The organism is Rhodococcus sp. UNC23MFCrub1.1, assembly GCF_000686025.1.
GTDB lineage: Bacteria > Actinomycetota > Actinomycetes > Mycobacteriales > Mycobacteriaceae > Rhodococcoides.
Genome location: NZ_JMLQ01000004.1, coordinates 446,715 through 464,672 on the forward strand (window position 1 = coordinate 446,715; position 17,958 = coordinate 464,672).

The following is a 17,958-nucleotide window of genomic DNA, read 5'->3' on the forward strand; positions in this document are numbered from 1 at the left end:
TCCCGAGACCGCCGCGCGGATCACGTTCGTCGTCGGAGCCGGCGGTGCGGGCAAGTCCACCGTCGCCGCGGCCCTGGCCGTCGACGCACACCGCGCCGGTCGGCGTGTGCTCCTCGCGTCGGTCGACGGCGCGGATCCGTCGGACCTGTTGTCCGACGTCGCAGTCGAGGTGCTGCGCATCGACCCCTCGGCCGTTCTCGAATCGCAGTACCGCCTGCTGACCACGGCTCTGGCGATGGCCGGACGCCACGACCACGGCGCCGGTCCGACGCTGCCGGATCCCGAGGAGCTGACGTCGCTGCCGGGCGCCGAGCCGCTCACCGCGCTGCTCGAGGTGGTGCGCGTCGCCGACAGCGGCGAGTGGGACGACGTGATCGTCGACTGCCCCGGACCGATGTCCTGGCGGGAGATCGTCGCGATCCCCGGAGCTGTCGCGGGGTACGTCGAACGCATCTGGCCACGTCATGCCCGCGTCGTGGCCTCGACGGGCCAGGACGTCCGCGCGGCCGTCCTGGTGGAGCTCGTCGATCGTGTCGTGGCGGCGGCGACGTCGGTCACCGCCGTGCTCGAGGACGACGGACGGACCTCTGCGGTCGTCGTCTCGCGTCCGACCGCGCGGTCCTTCGCAACGGCGCGAGAGCTGGTGGCCGTCACCAGTTTCCACGGCGTCCGCGTCGATCGTGTGGTGGCCGTGGGGGTGATCCCGGACCTCGGGGCCGGGGCGCCGTCGTCCGTGCTGGGCACGCATCCCGGCGTGTTCTGGATGGACCGGGCGCACGCGGAGCATCTCGCGGCGCTGGCGGAGTTCCGCGGCGCGGTGGGCGACCTCCGCGTCGACGTCGTGTCGGCCCAGCCCACCGAGCCGGTAGGGTCGACTGCTCTGGGGGCCGTCGCGGCCGACCTGAACGGGCAGGTGGCGGCCGGACACGGCGGCGCGCTGCCCGCGCTGTCGCCGCGGGTGCGGCACGAGTCCGGGCAGGGCCTGGACTCGGTGTACGTGATGGACGTCCCGCTGCCGTTCGTCGACACGGACTCGGTGGCGGTGGGTCGGGTGGAGGACGACGTGATCGTGAGTGCGCAGGGCAGTCGACGACGACTGCGGTTGGCGTCTGTGCTGCGTCGGTGCGTGGTCACCGGTGCCGGCGTCGACGACGGCGTGCTGTCCGTGACCTTCGCTCCCGACCCGGCGCTGTGGCCGGAGAACCTGCAGAAGGCGGACGTACCGGGAGAGTCCGGCAATGGATGAGGGCCGGCGGGACCTGGCGGCCGAGCTCCGGGTGCTGGCCGAGTTGCTCATCGATCGGGTCGAGCCGGTGCTGCGCCGCCTCGACACCGAGGACGCGCCCGAGTGGCAGGGCTGCTCCTGGTGCCCGTTCTGCGCTCTCGCCGCCGCCCTGCGCGGGGAACGCCACGATCTGCTGACGCTGGTCACCGGTGAGATGGACGGTCTGATCGACGTGCTCCGGGACTTCCTGCAGACCCACGGTTCGGGGCGACACACGCCCGGCGCCGCGGAACGAGCCGACGCGCCGGAGGGCGCTGCGCCACCCGTCGTTCGCCCCGCGAGCTACCAGCCGATTACGGTGACCAGGACGCGTGAAGCCGACCCGGCACGCAGACCCGATCGCGACCGGTGACACCGGTCGCCCGCCACCACGTGAGGATGCCGCAGACGTGAGCGCCCAGTCCCGGTCCAGCCGGCCTCTGACCATCGGCATCGACGTGGGCGGCACCAGCATCCGCGCGTCGGTGGTCGACGTCGACGGTCAGGTGCTCGACTCCACCCAGGCGCCCACGCCGCAGTCTTCCCGCGCACTCGAGAACGGCATCGACCGGGCCGTGCGCGAACTCGCGAGCCGCCACGACATCGCGGCCGTCGGTCTCGCCGTCGCCGGGTTCATCAACTCCGACCGCACCGTCGTGCGCTTCGCCCCCCACCTGCCGTGGGTGAACCGCCCGGTCGCGCGGGAGATGACGGAACGCCTCGGCATCCCGGTCATCCTCGAGCACGACGCCAACGCCGCCGCGTGGGCGGAACACCGCTTCGGTGCGGCCGCGGGCGGTGGGAACGTCGTCATGATCGCGATCGGCACCGGCATCGGCGCCGCACTCCTCATCGACGGCAAGCTCTACCGCGGCAGCTACGGCATCGCGCCGGAACTCGGCCACCTGCAGGTGGTTCCCGACGGGCGTCAGTGCGCGTGCGGCAAGCGCGGCTGCTGGGAGCGCTACTGCAGCGGGACCGCGTTGGTGGACACGGCGATCGAGCTCCTCGCCGCCAACCCGCGGGGATCGACGGTGCTCGCGCGTGAGGCCTTCCTCGATCCCGGATCCCTCACCGGTCGACGCATCGCCAACGCCGCGCAGGACGGTGACCTGGTGGCCATCGAGACGATGTCCGAGTTCGCACGGTGGCTCGGCATCGGACTGGCGCTGGTGTCGGACGTCTACGACCCCGACCGCATGGTCATCGCCGGCGGCGTCGCCACGTCGTCCGCGCTGTTCCTGGACACCGCCCGTGAGCACTACGCCGCGCAGATCACGGGCGCCGGCCACCGGCCCCTCGCCCGGATACGCGGAACCCAGTTGGGGGAGGCCGCGGGCATGATCGGCGCGGCCGAGCTGGCGCGCGTCGAGGTGGGCGCGGCACGCGCCTGACCGCCTCGGCGGAGGGATTCGTGTCCGGCCGATGGCCGGGTGATGACGGCGGTGTGAGATGTGTCCGAGCTGACGCTCGAACTGTGGCTGGTGTCATAAAGCCCCGGTACAGTTACGCCCACGAGATGTCCGAGCGGGCCGCGGGCATCGCGGTGCGGGTCGCGGGTACTTCGAGAAAGGCATGTCGGGCATGTGGTACTGGATATTCAAGTACGTCCTTCTCGGGCCGGTGTTGCAGGTGATGGGCCGTCCTCGCGTGGAGGGCCTGGAGAACATCCCCGACGACGGGCCGGTGATTCTCGCCAGCAACCACCAGGCGGTGTTCGATTCGTTCTACGCGTGCCTGGTCGTGCCGCGTCGCATCACGTTCCTCGCGAAGAGCGAGTACTTCACCGGCAAGGGCCTCAAGGGCCGCTTCCAGAAGTGGTTCTTCTCGTCGGCGGGACAGGTCCCGATCGATCGCACCGGTGCCTCCGCCGCGCAGGACGCGCTCGACGCGGGACTGCGCGTGCTGGCGAAGAACAAGGTGCTGGGTATCTACCCGGAGGGCACGCGCTCGCCGGACGATCGGCTCTACAAGGGCAAGACGGGTATGGCGCGTCTGGCTCTCGAGAGCGGCGTCCCGGTGATTCCGGTCGCGATGATCGGCACCGCGAAGATGAATCCCATCGGCTCGCGGATTCCGCGCCCCACCAAGCTCGGCGTGAAGTTCGGTAAGCCACTGGACTTCTCGCGGTACGAGGGCATGGCCGGCAACCGGTTCGTCGAGCGCGCCGTCACCGACGAGGTGATGTACGAGCTCATGAAGCTCAGTGGTCAGCAGTACGTCGACGTGTACGCGGCGAGCATGAAGAAGACGCCCGCCCCCGTGGTGGATCCGGCTCCGTCGACCGAGGCCGCGCGCATCCCCGACACCCGCGCGGGCTGAGTCAGACCGCCTCGGCGGTCACCCCCGGGCGCTCGGGACTGCGTCGATCGCGCAGCGGCACCGCCGCCACCGCGATCACGAACACCAGTCCCCACCACACGTAGGAGGAGGCCTGGATCTGGTCCCACAGGGGCCAGCCCAGGCCGTTCCAGCGTCCGGGCGCGAGGCGCCAGTGCGACGGATAGTGCAGCAGCACTGCGCCGATCACGGCGAGGGCCACCAGTGCGGGGGCGCGCCGCGTCACGCCGACGTGCACCAGGACCATCAGCATCGGCACCGTCCACACCCAGTGATGCGACCACGACACCGGTGAGACCAGCAGGCCCAGAGCGGCATTGACGCACAGGGCCAGCAGGTACTCGTGTGCCGCCAGAGCGCGTCGCATCGCGACGAGGGCCACCAGCCCCACGACGGCGCTGCACACTATCCAGACGATCGTCCGCGGGCCGTCCGCGAGACCCAGCCGCGCGAGCATCCCGGTGAGGGACTGGTTCGAGATGTACCCCGGCCCGCCGATGCGGTCGGAGTCGAGCAGCACCTCGGTCCAGTACTGCACCGAGTCGCGGAACGTCGCGACGAATCCGAGTGCCGTGAACCCGAGGAACGACAGGCCGGTGACCACGGCCGCCCGGTACTGCTTGCGCAGCAGGAAGTAGAGGACGAACACCGCCGGCGTGAGCTTGATGGCCGTGACGAAGCCGATGAGCAGACCGCGCGGCCACGGGGTGCGCTTCAGCAGGACGTCGAGGACGACGAGGCACATCAACACGACGTTGATCTGCCCGTAGTCGAGGGTGGACCACACCGGTTCGAGCGCGAACGCGATCGCGGTGATGCCGCCCGTGACCCACGCCGTCGTCCCGGCCGACAGGTGCACCAGAGAGCGCAGGCACACCGCCACCGTGACGGCGAGCAGGATCATCGTCATCGCCGTCATGATCAACGAGGCCGCCGGCAGCGGGAGGACCGCCATCGGCGCGAAGGACACCGCGGCCATCGGGGGATAGGTGAACGGCAGCGGGATGTTCACCGAGGTGCGCGGCAGGACTCCGTAGAGATTCACGCCGTCGAGCAGAGCCCGGCCACCGATGCGATACACGTCGAGGTCGAGCCGGTAGATCGCACCCCACTCCCGCAGCGGGGGCAGACCGACCACGTTGAACGCGATGCCCGCCACGAGCCCGACGCACACCGCGACCTTCGCGATCACGGCGACCGGTCGGGGCAGCGACGCCCCCGGCCCGGTGTAGGGAGGGGCGGACGGCAGAGTCCACGTCATGGTCGGGGTGGATCCTTTCGGTGACCTAGGCTCGCAGACGTGCGTTACTTCTACGACTGCGAGTTCATCGAGGACGGCCGCACGATCGATCTGGTGTCCATCGGGATCGTGGCGGAGGACGGGCGTGAATATTACGCCGTGTCCACGGAGTTCGATCCCGAGCGCGCGGGCACCTGGGTCCGCCGCAACGTCCTGCCGAAGCTCCCGCCGTTCTCGTCGCCGCTCTGGCGCTCGCGCAGCCGCATCCGCGACGACATTCTCGAGTTCGTGTCGGCGCCGCACGGCACCGTCGGACCGACCGTCGAGATGTGGGCCTGGGTGGCGGCGTACGACCACGTCGCGCTGTGCCAGCTGTGGGGTTCGATGACGGCGCTCCCGCGGATCATGCCGCGGTACACGCGGGAGTTGAAGCAGTACTGGGAGGAGCACGGCTCGCCCGCGCTGCCGCCGGTGCCGGACGACTCGCACGACGCGCTCGCCGACGCCCGGCACAATCTCGCGAAGTTCCGGGCCGTCGAGGCCGCGAGAGCGTGGTCCGGTCGGGAGTGACACACCGCTGGTCCCGGCCGTCGGAGCGGGCGACTACTCTGTACGCGTGAACTGGACTGTCGACGTTCCGATCGAACGCTTGCCCGAGCTTCCCCCGCTGCCCGAGTCGATGCGCGAGCAACTCGACGTGGCGCTGGCCAAGCCGGCGGCGCAGCAGCCCAGCTGGCCCGCCGATCAGGCGGAGGCCATGCGCAAGGTCCTCGAGAGCGTGCCGCCCATCACGGTCGCCAGCGAGGTCGAGGCGCTGTCGGAGAAGCTCGCGTCCGTCGCCCGCGGCGAGGCGTTCCTGCTGCAGGGCGGTGACTGCGCCGAGACCTTCGTGGACAACACCGAGCCCCACATCAAGGGCAACATCCGCACGCTGCTGCAGATGGCCGTCGTGCTCACCTACGGCGCGTCGATGCCCGTGGTGAAGGTCGCGCGCATCGCCGGCCAGTACGCCAAGCCCCGCTCTTCCGACGTGGACGCCCTGGGCCTGAAGTCCTACCGCGGCGACATGGTGAACTCCCTCGTGGCCGACGACGCCGTCCGCCAGCACGACCCGTCGCGCCTGGTCCGCGCCTACGCCAACGCCAGCGCCGCGATGAACCTGGTGCGCGCGCTCACCGGCGCCGGCATGGCCGACCTGCACAAGGTGCACGACTGGAACCGCGAGTTCGTGCAGAACTCGCCGGCCGGTGCCCGGTACGAGCAGCTCGCCTCCGAGATCGACAACGGTCTCAAGTTCATGGACGCGTGCGGCGTCACGGATCCGAACCTGCACCAGGCCACCATCTACGCCTCTCACGAGGCGCTCGTGCTCGATTACGAGCGCGCGATGCTGCGTCTGGACAACGACGACGAGCACGCCAAGCTCTACGACCTGTCGGCACACTTCCTGTGGATCGGCGACCGCACGCGGCAGCTGGACGGCGCGCACATCGCGTTCGCCGAGCTGGTCTCCAACCCCATCGGACTGAAGATCGGTCCCAGCACGACGCCCGAGATGGCCGTCGAGTACGTCGAGCGGCTCGACCCGACCAACAAGCCCGGCCGGTTGACGCTGATCTCGCGCATGGGCAACGGCAAGGTCCGGGACCTGCTGCCGCCCATCATCGAGAAGGTGCAGGCCACCGGTCACCAGGTCATCTGGCAGTGCGACCCCATGCACGGCAACACGCACGAGGCGTCCACCGGCTACAAGACGCGCCACTTCGACCGCATCGTCGACGAGGTCCAGGGCTTCTTCGAGGTGCACAACGAGCTCGGGACGCACCCGGGTGGCATCCACGTCGAGCTCACCGGTGAGAACGTCACCGAGTGCCTCGGCGGCGCCCAGGACATCTCGGACCTCGATCTGTCCGGACGGTACGAGACGGCCTGCGACCCGCGACTGAACACGCAGCAGTCCCTCGAGCTGGCCTTCCTCGTCGCGGAGATGCTGCGCGGCTGATCGCCGGAGCAGAACTCAGGGCAGCGCGGTCAGAGTGACCGTGCTGCCCTTCTGCACTCGGTCGCCCTGACCGGGCGACTGGGCGATGACGAGCGAGCGATCCGTCTGCGCGACCTGGCGCACCACCACGGTGAGCCCCAGGCGTTCGAGTTCCGACCGCGCCGAGCCGACGGTACGTCCGAGCATCGAGGGCACCTCCACGGCCGTCGACACCCGCAGCGTGACGGTCGATCCCGCGGTCACGGACGTGCCGCTCGCCGGGTCGGTCCCGATGACACGGCCACCGTCGACGTCCTCGTCGAAGACGGAGTCCACCGTCGCCACGGTGATGCCGACCCGATCGAGTTCTGCGCGCGCCTGCTGCTCCGTCCCGCCCCGGACGTCGGGAACGTCGACGGGGGGAGCGCCCTTGCTGGTCACCACCCGGACCTCGCTGCCCACCGGCAGGACCGTCCCGGGCGCGGGGTCGAGTGCGGCGACCGCACCGACGGGTGCGGCGCTGCTGAAGGCGTCACCGCCGTCCACGGGGACGAACGTCCGCTCCCGCAGTGCCGCCTCCACCGTGGTCGAGTCCGCGTTCCCGAGGGCCGGAACGGTGGGCCTGCCCTGAGAAACGAGAAGGGTCACGGTCTCGCCCCGGGCGATCCGTGACCCTGCGGGAGGATCGGTTCCGAGTAATCGGTCCACGGGATCGCTGTCGGTGTAGCGGCCCTCGACGGTCGCCGAGAGATCGGCCGCCTCGATGGCGGAGACGGCGGTGGATCGGTCGAGCCCGTCGATGGCCGGCACCGCGGTGAAGCGGCCGGACCCGGCCCACCAGCCGACGGTGCCGAGCAGGACCGCCACGATCACGACGATCGCGAGCCACGTGAGTGCGACTCGACGCGACCTGCGCTTGTCCGCGTCGAAGTCCGGGAACGCGAAGGCTTTCCGGTCCACCGGCTCGGCGGCGGTGGACCGCGGTTCGTCGGCGCCGCGGGGAGTCGCGGTGGTCACCATCCGCGTGTGCTGAACGCCGCCGGTGGACGGCTGCCCGCGGTCGGAGGCGGCGGAGAAGTCGTCCGCGGGGACCGACACGATCTCCGTCTCCGGAGTACGCGGAGCCTGCGGAGCGTAGGGGCGCGGAGCGTTCAGCGTCTCGGCGCTCAGATGCTCGGCCGACCGCGACGGGGACGGCACCCGGTAGTGGGGCAGAGCGAGGGTCCTGGTGACCGAGCGCACCGCGTCGCCCATCGTGCCGGCGTCGCGGAACCGCTCCTCGGGCCGCCGCGCCGTCGCGTCGCGCACCAGTGCGTCGAAGTGGGGCGGCACCCCTGCGATCACCGAGCTCGGCGGCGGAACGTCGTTCTCGATGCGCTGGTACGCGATCGAGAGGGAGGTGTCTCCCTGGAACGGCGTGCGTCCGGTCAGCAGTTCGAAGAGCAGGATGCCCGCCGAGTACACGTCGCTGCGCGCGTCGGCCGATCCGGTGGTCACCTGCTCGGGGGAGAGGTAGGCGGCAGTGCCGAGGATGACGCTGTTGGACGTCGTCGTCGACGCGGCCACGGCGCGCACCAGACCGAAGTCGGCGATCTTGACCTCGCCCGCGTCGGAGATCAGCACGTTCTCCGGCTTGACGTCGCGGTGCACGAGGCCACCGCGGTGCGCGACCGCGAGTCCGTCGAGCGCCGGTTGGAGAACGGCGGCGACGGCGTGCGGGGGCATCGGTCCGCGTTCGCGGAGCAACTCGCGCAGCGTGCCGCCCTCGACCAGTTCCATGACCAGGAAGGCGTGCTGACCGTCGCGACCGTGATCGTGGACGGCGACCAGACCCGGGTGGCTGAGCCGGGCGACCGCGCGCGCCTCGAACTCGAAGCGACGCACGAACTCGGGGTCGGCGGCGAACTGGGGATCCATGATCTTGATGGCCACGGGCCGGTCCAGACGCAGGTCCAGACCCCGGTAGACCGTGGACATACCGCCGCGGGCGATCGGCGCGTCGACGCGGTAACGACGGTCCAGCAGCGCGCCGAGCAGCGACGGACCTGACGTTGTCACCTGCGTCCACTCTCCTGTCGTGTTCTCGCATCGATCGATGCCGATCATTCGATGGTAGCCAGTGTGACGCATGAGGTAGCAGTCACGTGTGCGGGAACACGGCGCGGGAGGCGGGCGTCGGCGAATTGTCCTGGCGGCGGGCCGTGACTACCTTTGACCGCGTGAGTGCCATTCCCTACTGCGACGACGTCCTGCCTGCCGACGAGGCCGTGATCGCGATTCCCGACGCCGCCGAGATCATGGGCGTCCCCGTGACGAAGCTCTACCAGATGGTGCGTGAGCACAAGCTGATCGCGGTGCGCCGCGATCGAGTGGTCTCGATCCCCGCGAAGTTCGTCGGCGAGGACGGCGAGCCGATCAAGTACCTCGCCGGTGCGATCGCGGTTCTGCTCGACGGCGGCTACAACCACCCGTCGATTCTGCGGTGGCTCTTCACCCCGGACGACAGTCTGCCGGGCATGCCGGCCGACGTGCTGCGCGGCGACCACGCCCGCGAGATCATCCGCCGCGCCCAGGCCATGGCCTTCTAGCGCTCGATCGGATCAGGCGGCGCGTGACCCGGGCCGCGGTAGCCGTTCTCCGGCTCTGACGAGAAGACCTCGACCGGCCGCGGTCGCGGCGACACGAGCGCGCCGAGGAGTGCCCACGCGAGAGCGGACGGACAACGACCGGTACCCGTCGTTCTCCACGGCCTCGAGGATGTCCTGGTACAGCGCGAACGCGACCCGGATGCCCTCGCGCGCCCGCGGTTCCAGCAGGGCGATGCCGGGCTCGGCGGTGCGGTAGAGCGCGCGGGTGGTGGCGATGATGTCGGCCAGAGCGCGGCGGACCCTCGGATCGACGGAGTCCGTACGGCGGCACCACCACAGCAGGTCCTCGTCGACGCCGTAGGCGGTGAGCACGTCGCCGGGCAGATAGATGCGGTCGCGCGCGAGATCCTCGCCCGCGTCGCGAACGAAGTTCGTGACCTGGAAAGCCTCGCCGAGAGCGGACGCCATCGGGCGGGCCTCCTCGACCGGACACACGGTGCCGAGGACGGGGAGCATCTGCAGCCCGATCACGGCGGCGGAGCCGTACATGTACGTCGACAACTCGTCCATGGTGGCGTAGCGATCCTTGTAGATCGCCGAGTGCGGTACGTCCATCAGCATCGATGTCATGAAGGCAGTGAAGTACTCGGACGGGATGTCGTAGCGACGTGCGGTGTCGAACAGGGCCGCCAGGATCAGCTCGTTGCGCCGGTCGGGTCCGGGCGGGACCGACGTCGGCGGGGCGATGGTCGAGGCGAGACCCTCGTTCAGTCGCTCCTCGATGCGGGTGAGCAGCGCCAGGTCGAGTGCGACCGCCGTGTCGTCGCCGCGCTCGGCGATCATGTCGACGTCGATGATGTCATCGACCATGCGTGCGAACGCGTACAGCGCGTGCACCGCGGGCCGACGGTCGGTCGGCAGCAGGCGGGTGGCGAGGAAGTACGTCTTACCGTGTTCGGCTGCCACGTCCCGGCACAGCGCGTAGGCCTCGGGAAGATCGGTCACTCGGTCAACTCCTGGCTGGGCTGGTCCGGACGGGGCTGGTCCGGGCGGGCGGTCTCGGCGCGGACGCGCGGGGCCGGGACGAACGTGTTCTCGTGCTCCGGGTGTGTGACGGCCCGCAGGCGGAGGGGATCGACCGTCCGGAGCGACAGCGCGGCGACCACTGCGGCGAACGTCGCCAGCACGACGTGCGGGAACGTGTATAGACCGATGGACCCGTCCGGCTGGAACACCAACATGAGCCAGGCGGACAGGCCGACCAGCACGGTCAGAGTGGTCGCCGACATGGTGAGACCCGCGGCGACGGCGAGAGGCCACGAGTAGTACCAGGGGAGAGCGGCCGGGGACAGGATCACGATGGCCACCAGCGACACGAGGATGCCCAGCAGTGCGCCGCGCTCCGAGTGGCGCGATCGCCACCACGCCGCGGCCAGGATCGCGGCCAGAGCCACCGCGCACAGCATCCTGGTCACCTCGAGCACGGGGCCGAGCCGAGCGCCCGTGAACCACCCGGTGAAGACCGTGACCAGGTGGGCGAGGATGGTCGGCAGCGAGAGCCAGTTGATGATCTTGGCCGAGCCCGAGAGCGCCGTCAGCCAGCCGATGCCGACGCCGGCCACCAGGGACGCGACGACGAACACCGCGACGAACACGGCGAAACCGATACCTGCGGTCTTCGCGAACACCAGCAGGACGTGCTGGCGTCGCGGCGGGTCACCACGCTCGGCCCGCGCCTCGTTCTCGGTGCGGAGCCGGTCGCGCTCGTGGAGCATCCAGATCCACACCAGGAAGGGCAGCGCGATGCCCGCGGTGGCCTTGATCGCCACGGCGACCGCGACGAGCCCCATCCCGGCGACGTGGTGCCGGTCGAGGACGGCGGCGATGCCGGCCGTCATGAGACCGACCATGAGCATCTCGTTGTGGACGCCGCCGATCAGGTGGATCAGGACCAGGGGATTGAGCACGGCGAGCCACAGGGCCACGGCAGGATCCGCGCCGAAGTGTCGGGCGATGCGGGGAACTGCCCACATGGTGAGGGCGAGCCCCGGCAGCATGGTCAGGCGCAGGAGCATCGTCCCGGCGATCACGTTGTCGCCCGTGAGCGAGGTGATGCCCTCGCCCAGCAGGAGGAACAGCGGGCCGTAGGGCGCGGTGGTGGTGGTCCAGACGTTGCTCACGTTGTCCAGCAGCACACCGGGATTGGCGACGGGACCGACGGCGTACGGGTCGAACCCGTCCCGGAGGAGGGCGCCCTGTGCGAGGTAGGAGTACGCGTCGCGGCTGAACATCGGGACCGCGAGCAGGAGCGGCGCGATCCAGAGCGGCACCACCCAGCGCAGCTGCCGCACCGTGGTCCGGTGACCGAGAGTGGCGCGTCCGAGACGGACCCACGCGGCGATCATGAGCAGCACGCCGATCCACACCATGACGGTCGACAACACGAGTCCGTGCCCGAAGCGGAGCCAGGACAGGTGCATCGCCTCGAGCAGCGGGTCACGACGGCGCACGGCACCCGAGCCGAAACCGCCGAAAGTGATGAGCGCGGACCCGGCCAGACCCACCAACGTGGCGCGGCCGGCGCGTCCCCCGAAGAACCGTCGTGTCGATCGCCACGACGACTCGTCGGTGGCGTCCGCGGCCCGGAGTGGGGAGGACGTCGTCATGTTCCTCCCCGGAAGACGCGACATGCCGGCGACCGTGCGGAAGCCGGGCTGAACTCACGTGAGTTTAGAGGCTCCGGACCGGAAGACGAACCGGCCCGCCGTCAGACGGCCACACGGGCCGAGCGACGCACGGACGGATCGATGCGTTCGGCGGCCAGTCGACCCGAGATCAACACCGTCGGCACACCCACTCCGGGGGTGGTCCCACACCCGGCGAGGACGACGTTGTCGATGCCCTTGACCAGGTTGCGGCGCCGGAACGGGCCGGTCTGGCGGAAGATGTGCGACGCCGAGAACGGGGTTCCCGCGACCATCCCCTGCGCGAGCCAGGTGGCCGGCGTGTCGATGTGGTCGATCTCGAGGTGCTCGGACACGCCGGTGTAACCGCGGCGATCCATCTCGAGCAGGATCTCCCGCACGTAGGGGTCGGTGATGGCGGACCAGTCCAACGGCGCGCTGTCGAGATTGGGGCAGGGCGCGAGGATCGAGATGGGCTCCTGCTCGACGCCGTCGTGCGTGACGCGCAGAGCCGGATCGGTCAGCGAGGTCCGGGTGATGAGCAACGACGGGTCCGACATGAGTGTGCCGCGCCCGCGCGAGGCGGTGAGCTCCTCGAACGTCTCGTTCCAGTTGTGCCCGAAGTCGATGACGTGGTGCGAGCGGGACGACCACCGCGCGGTGACGTCCACCGGCACGCGGCCGTGCACCACGACACAGGACGGTGACGCCCGGATCTTGCGGCGCACCGTGATGCCGGCGGTGGCGAGAAGGCGATCCGTCACCAGGAGATCCGGCGTGAGGATCAGGGAGTCGCACGTGTGCCGCTCGCCGTTCTCGGTCACCACCGCGCGAGCGCGGGTCCCGCCCTTCTCGATGGCGGCCACGCCGGTGGAGAGCAGCAGCGTGCCGCCCGCACTCACGAACGCGTCGGCCATCGCGTTCGCGATCGACTGCATTCCGCCGTCCGGGAACGACACACCCAACGACGTGTCCATGTGCGAGATCGCGGAGTAGACCCCGAGAGCTTTGGCGGGCGCGACACCGGCGTAGAGAGCCTGGAAGGTGAAGATGCGGCGCAGTCGCGGGTCGTCGATGAGCTTGTCGATCCGCTTTCCGAGTTTTCCGAACCCCCCGAGACGCAGCAGGGTCAGCGTGTTCGCTCGCGCCCTGCGCTCGCCCACGAGGTCGAGCGGTGAGTCGAAGTTGTCGTCGATGTAGCGGTCGAACTCCGCGTCGAACATCGATCCGATCCACGCGCGGAGCGTGCGGTAGCGCCGAGCCTCGTCCGGCCCGCACTTCTCGCCGACCTCCGCGATCATCCGCTCGGGATCGGAGTGGACGTCGATGGTGGTGCCGTCGGCGAAACGGGTGTGGTACGCCGGATGCAACGGTGTCAGACGCAGGGGAGGCGTGGTGGACTCGCGGGTCGCACCCACCGCGGCGAGCGCCTGATCGATCAGGTCGGGCATCGTGAGAACGCTCGCGCCCGTGTCGATGCGGTAGCCCGGCGCCGCGACGGAACCCACCCGGCCGCCGACGGTGTCGGACTTCTCGATCACGGTGACCTCGCGATCGGTGCCGCGGAGGTGGAGCGCCGCGGCGAGGCCGGACAGACCGGCGCCCACGACGATCACGTGATCGGTGGGTCCGGACACGGTGGCATGCGTCATGAGGTTCTCCTGGTGGCGGTGTAGGCCATGGCCGTGAGCCGCCTCTTGGCGTCCTCGGTGACATCGGACGCGTTCAGCGCCGCCAGGGCGCTGTCGGTCAGTGTGGTGATGCGGCGCTCGACGTCGTCGACGGCACCGAGATCGATCATGTGCGCACGCAGGTCGTCGACGGCAGCCTCGGAGAGGTCCGTGCCGATTCCCGCGCGCAGAGCAGCCGCGGTGGCGGGATCGCGTTCGTCCGCCGCGTCCAGGGCTGCGGCGAGGAGCACCGTCCGCTTGCCCTCACGCAGATCGTCGCCGGACGGCTTGCCGGTCACGGACGGATCCCCGAACACTCCCAGCAGGTCGTCCCGCAGCTGGAAGGCGATGCCGATGTCCGCACCGAACGTGCTGTAGACCTCCAGCAGGTCGGGGCCGGCGCCGGCGAGCGTGCCGCCGATGAGGAGAGGGCGTTCCACCGTGTAGGCCGCCGTCTTGTAGCGGTCGATCTGGAGCGCGGCCTCGACGGAATCGTCTCCACTGGCCTCCACGGCGATGTCGAGCAGCTGTCCGCCGAGCACCTCGGTGCGCATCGCGGACCACACCGGAGCGAGGCGTGCCGACGTGGCGGAGTCCAGTGCCGCCGCGCGGACGAGATCGTCGGCCCAGCAGAGCGCGATGTCGCCCAGCAGGATCGCGACCGACTCGCCGAACTTGTCCGAGTTCCCGCGCCACCCGGCCGCGCGGTGCCGTTCGGCGAAGGTGACGTGGACGGTGGGGAATCCGCGACGGGTCGAGGACGCGTCGATGATGTCGTCGTGCACCAGCGCGCACGCCTGAACGAATTCGAGGGCGGAGCACACGTCGAGGACGGCGTCGGCCTCGGCGGCGTGCGGATCGCCGCCCGCACCCAGGAAGCCCGTCCACGCGAAAGCGGGGCGGATCCGCTTGCCGCCGCGGAAGACGAAGGAGGTGAGCTCTGCCACGGCGTCGGTGTAGATGGGACCGACCGAGTCGACCGTGGCCTGTTGCGTCGCGACGAAATCGCGCAGGGACGTCTCGACCGCATCGACGAACGTCCCCAGCGGCCACTGATCACGGTCGTCCGCGGCGGACTCCACGTCGAGCGGTCGGTGGGCGGCGGGGCTGTGCGGTGCGGCGGACAGAGTTTCCTCCGGTGTTCGGGGCGGCGGACGGTGTCCGCGGGCAGTCGGTCGGGATGCGGTCGGGTCTCGGGCGCAGCGTCCTGGCAACCCCGACTCTATCCGGGTATTCGGACACGGCGCCGGTGCGGACGACCTGGGGGCCCGAGCAGGTCGGCGCGGGAATCTATGCTGTGAGGCGTGACAGACGAATCCTCCCGCGCGCGGGTCAGCCGCACTCCGTCGGTGATCGACCGGTTGAATTCCGCGGCGCACGGGAGTGTTCCGTTCTCCGTCGAGTTCTCGCCTCCTCGCGACGAGGCCGCCGAGGACCGCCTGTGGCGTGCCGTGCGCACCTTCGAGCAGATGCATCCCGCCTTCGTGTCCATGACGTACGGGGCGGGCGGATCCACGCGTGATCGCACGGTGCGGGTCACCGGCGAGCTGGCGGAGGTCACCAACCTGCTGCCCGTGGCCCACCTCACGGCCGTGGGGCACAGCCGCACCGAGCTGCGCGCGATGGTCGGGGCCTACGCGGACCGCGGCATCTCCAACATTCTCGTGTTGCGCGGCGACCCTCCCGGCGATCCGCTGGGTCCGTGGGAGAAGCATCCGGACGGCGTCGAGTACGCGGAGGAACTGGTGCGGTTGGTCTGCGAGCTGGGCGACTTCCACGTCGGTGTCGCGTCGTTCCCCGAGGGACATCACCGCGCGCCCGATCTCGACCACGACACCCGCCATCTGGTCGCGAAACTGCGTGCGGGCGCCGAGTACTCGATCACCCAGATGTTCTTCGACGTCGAGGACTATCTCCGCCTGCGTGACCGTGTCGCCGCGTTCGATCCGGAGCAGGGCGCCAAGCCGATCATCCCCGAGATCATGCCCATCACGTCGCTGCGCAGCGTCAAGCGTGCGATGGAGCTGTCGGGATCTGCGCTGCCCGCATCCGTCGAGAAGCGCCTGTCCGCCGCGGCCGGGTCCGACCCGGACGAGAACCGGGCCGCCGTGCGCGCGGTGGGCATCGAGATCGCCACCGAGATGGGGGAGCGACTGATCGCCGAGGGCGCCCCCGGCCTGCACTTCATCACGCTGAACTTCGCGAAGGCCACCAGTGAGGTCGTCGGCAATCTCGGGCTCGCCCGCCCGGTTCCGGAGGGCACGGGTGGGATCGGTACTGGATCAGTGCCGGGTGGCCAGAACGCGCGACTTCCACACGAGAGTGCCCTGGCGGCGTCCCCGGTCCGATGAGGCCAGCAGCGCCGAGCCCGCCGCGATGGACAGTGGGTGCAGCGCCGAGGTGACGACGTCGCGGGCCAGCGAGTCGTCGCTGCCCTCCGCGCGCCGCGCAGCGATGCGCGACACCCATCCCGCCAGGTACCCGGCGACTCCCCACCGGCGGGTCGATCCGCGCGCGGCCATCGCGATCGGTGGCAGGACCCATACGGCTGTGGCGATCGCCGAGACGGCGAGAGTGCCTGCAGCGCCGCCGAACTGGGACCAGAGCCACTTCGCGTGACCGGCACGCACCTGCGCGGCGTCGGTGTACATGCGGCACGTCGCGACGCGCCCGCCGTACGCCACTGCCGTCGGGAGACCGCGGGAGCGGACGTGCCGCACCAGCGTCAGATCGTCGGCCACCGCGAAGCGTGTGCACTCGTGTCCGCCGACCACGCGGTAGGACGGTGCGTCGAGCACGAGGAACTGCCCGTTGGCCACGCCCATCGACGGCCGACGGCCTCGATTGGCGGCCCGGACGAGGAGGGTCACCGACCACGACCACGACAGCAGAGGCTGGACGACCCGCTCGATCGTCGTCACCGCCGTCTCCGCGGGCCACGGGCAGAGCATGGCCACGTCGTGCTCGCGGAGAACGGACGCGGCGGCGTCCAGTGCATCAGGATGCAATCGCACGTCCGCGTCGAGGAAGACGACGAGGGTCGGATCGGTGGTCGCGAGCGCGCGGCGGCCGAGGTCGAGGCAGGCGAGGGACTTGCCCATTCCCGGCGCGTCGGCCGGCTCGGTCGTGCGGCCCGCCAGGATCCGGAAACGCGGATCGTCACCCACGGCGGCCCGGGCGACGTCCGCGGTCCCGTCGGACGAGTCGTCGTCCAGCACGAGCACGGTCATCGCGGACCGGGAGCGCTGAGCCATCAGATCCCGCAGCAGGTCGGGGAGACGGTCTGCCTCGTCACGGGCAGGAATGCAGACCGTGATGCGCTCACCGGCCCGCACCGTCGCCGCGGACGAGGGCAGCACGCGGGGTGCGGTCGCTGCGTTGATCAGGGCGATGCCCGCGGTGGCGATCGAGGCGAGAGAGCCGACTCGGACCGCGTTCCGGGCTCGGCGCCGGGCGGTCACCGGCGGCCGGCCGACTCCGCATCGCGTCGGCGTCCGCCGGAAGCGTCGCGGGCGACGTAGGCCATGCCGCCGACGATGGCCGCGATACCCACGGTGACACCGAAGACGATGCCGGCCCACCCGGCGAAGCTGCGCGTGTTCGGATCCGAGTAGCGCACCTCGGCGCGCAGGGTGCTGCGCTCGCCGGCGGGGAGCTTCCAGGACACCACGTTGTCGCCCTCGCGGGCGCCGTTGGTGGTGGTGACACGAGCGGGGAAGGCGATGGTGAACTGCACGTCGCTGCCCTCGGCGGGTACGGAGCTCAGATCGACCTGGCCGGCGAGAGTGACGAGGTCACCCGCGCGGACCAGGGACAGCTGGTAGAGGCCGACCGACTGGTCGGACAGTGCCGCGAGCTGCTGCACGTCACCGAACGTGAGGTCGCTGAACAGCGCCTCGCTGCCGACGTACCCGTCCGAGTCGTACGGCTGCACCCGGATCTTGCTGCCCAGGCTGTCGGGGACCTCCATGCCCGGTCCGGTGTCACCCTCGGCCGTCGGCACCGTCGCGGCGACGATGCGGCCGGACACCCGGTCGTTCGAGGACACGCCCATGGACACCTGTGCCCGGAGGCACCCGGCCAGCAGCGGAACCGTCAGCAGGGCGAGCACGAGGACGGAGACCACGCGGCGCGGTACGGGAACGCGCGGCGACGTGCGAGGAGCAGCGGGGTGGGGCACAGCGGTCATCG

General features: G+C 70.4%; 16 protein-coding genes. 8 read left to right on the top strand and 8 right to left on the bottom strand.

Annotated elements, in window-relative coordinates; translation table 11 throughout:
- Positions 1-19: 19 nt before the first annotated feature.
- From BR07_RS24475 to BR07_RS0113075, 4 genes are all read left to right on the top strand, one after another.
- Entirely contained in the window at positions 20-1,246 is a 1,227-nt protein-coding gene (locus tag BR07_RS24475) for an ArsA family ATPase (protein ID WP_269320099.1), read from the top strand.
- On the top strand, positions 1,239-1,637 hold the full coding sequence (locus BR07_RS24480) for a hypothetical protein (RefSeq protein ID WP_051613367.1): 399 nt from the start codon (positions 1,239-1,241) through the stop codon (positions 1,635-1,637). Before BR07_RS24475 ends, BR07_RS24480 begins: the two co-directional genes overlap by 8 nt.
- A 37-nt stretch (positions 1,638-1,674) precedes the next feature.
- The gene (locus tag BR07_RS0113070; RefSeq protein WP_027505827.1) at positions 1,675-2,658 is read left to right on the top strand and encodes an ROK family protein; all 984 of its coding nucleotides are present in this window, start codon (positions 1,675-1,677) and stop codon (positions 2,656-2,658) included.
- A gap of 190 nt (positions 2,659-2,848) precedes the next feature.
- Positions 2,849-3,586 (top strand): lysophospholipid acyltransferase family protein, encoded by a 738-nt coding sequence (locus BR07_RS0113075; protein ID WP_027505828.1) that lies wholly within the window; start codon positions 2,849-2,851, stop codon positions 3,584-3,586.
- 1 nt (position 3,587) lies between these two features.
- Here the strand turns inward: BR07_RS0113075 and BR07_RS0113080 are convergent, their stop codons facing one another.
- A complete protein-coding gene (locus tag BR07_RS0113080; RefSeq protein ID WP_081821264.1) occupies positions 3,588-4,865 on the bottom strand; it encodes a glycosyltransferase 87 family protein in 1,278 nt (425 codons plus the stop codon).
- Positions 4,866-4,904: 39 nt separating this feature from the next.
- On the opposite strand from BR07_RS0113080, the gene BR07_RS0113085 reads away from it, so the two are divergent.
- On the top strand, positions 4,905-5,414 hold the full coding sequence (locus tag BR07_RS0113085) for a polyadenylate-specific 3'-exoribonuclease AS (protein WP_027505830.1): 510 nt from the start codon (positions 4,905-4,907) through the stop codon (positions 5,412-5,414).
- Between the two features lie 46 nt (positions 5,415-5,460).
- Positions 5,461-6,846 (top strand): class II 3-deoxy-7-phosphoheptulonate synthase, encoded by a 1,386-nt coding sequence (locus tag BR07_RS0113090; protein ID WP_027505831.1) that lies wholly within the window; start codon positions 5,461-5,463, stop codon positions 6,844-6,846.
- A gap of 15 nt (positions 6,847-6,861) precedes the next feature.
- On the opposite strand, the gene pknB is transcribed toward BR07_RS0113090, so the two are convergent.
- Positions 6,862-8,883 carry a Stk1 family PASTA domain-containing Ser/Thr kinase gene (pknB, locus tag BR07_RS0113095; RefSeq protein ID WP_027505832.1) on the bottom strand — a complete coding sequence of 674 codons (2,022 nt, stop codon included), beginning with the start codon at positions 8,881-8,883 and terminating at the stop codon, positions 6,862-6,864.
- Positions 8,884-9,044: 161 nt separating this feature from the next.
- Here pknB and BR07_RS0113100 point away from each other — a divergent pair, with 161 nt between their 5' ends.
- Positions 9,045-9,413: an Rv2175c family DNA-binding protein gene (locus BR07_RS0113100; RefSeq protein WP_027505833.1), complete on the top strand. Its 369-nt coding sequence runs from the start codon at positions 9,045-9,047 to the stop codon at positions 9,411-9,413.
- A 12-nt stretch (positions 9,414-9,425) separates the two neighbouring features.
- Here the strand turns inward: BR07_RS0113100 and BR07_RS0113105 are convergent, their stop codons facing one another.
- The 4 genes from BR07_RS0113105 to BR07_RS0113120 form a co-directional block, all read right to left on the bottom strand.
- Positions 9,426-10,418, bottom strand: a complete 993-nt coding sequence (locus BR07_RS0113105; RefSeq protein WP_027505834.1) for a phytoene/squalene synthase family protein — start codon at positions 10,416-10,418, stop codon at positions 9,426-9,428.
- Positions 10,415-12,079 (bottom strand): alpha-(1->6)-mannopyranosyltransferase A, encoded by a 1,665-nt coding sequence (locus BR07_RS24485; protein ID WP_051613368.1) that lies wholly within the window; start codon positions 12,077-12,079, stop codon positions 10,415-10,417. The genes BR07_RS0113105 and BR07_RS24485 overlap by 4 nt, the downstream gene beginning before the upstream one ends.
- 101 nt (positions 12,080-12,180) lie before the next feature.
- Positions 12,181-13,749 carry a phytoene desaturase family protein gene (gene crtI, locus BR07_RS0113115; RefSeq protein ID WP_027505835.1) on the bottom strand — a complete coding sequence of 523 codons (1,569 nt, stop codon included), beginning with the start codon at positions 13,747-13,749 and terminating at the stop codon, positions 12,181-12,183.
- Positions 13,746-14,849: a polyprenyl synthetase family protein gene (locus tag BR07_RS0113120; RefSeq protein WP_197027790.1), complete on the bottom strand. Its 1,104-nt coding sequence runs from the start codon at positions 14,847-14,849 to the stop codon at positions 13,746-13,748. Before BR07_RS0113120 ends, crtI begins: the two co-directional genes overlap by 4 nt.
- Positions 14,850-15,071: 222 nt before the next feature.
- Here BR07_RS0113120 and BR07_RS24490 point away from each other — a divergent pair, with 222 nt between their 5' ends.
- On the top strand, positions 15,072-16,118 hold the full coding sequence (locus BR07_RS24490; protein ID WP_081821267.1) for a methylenetetrahydrofolate reductase: 1,047 nt from the start codon (positions 15,072-15,074) through the stop codon (positions 16,116-16,118).
- Here the strand turns inward: BR07_RS24490 and BR07_RS0113130 are convergent.
- Positions 16,050-17,228, bottom strand: coding sequence for a glycosyltransferase (locus BR07_RS0113130; protein WP_027505837.1), 1,179 nt, complete (start codon positions 17,226-17,228; stop codon positions 16,050-16,052). The two genes, BR07_RS24490 and BR07_RS0113130, sit on opposite strands and share 69 nt — an antisense overlap.
- Entirely contained in the window at positions 17,225-17,956 is a 732-nt protein-coding gene (locus BR07_RS0113135) for an LppM family (lipo)protein (protein WP_027505838.1), read from the bottom strand. The genes BR07_RS0113130 and BR07_RS0113135 overlap by 4 nt, the downstream gene beginning before the upstream one ends.
- Positions 17,957-17,958: the final 2 nt, after the last annotated feature.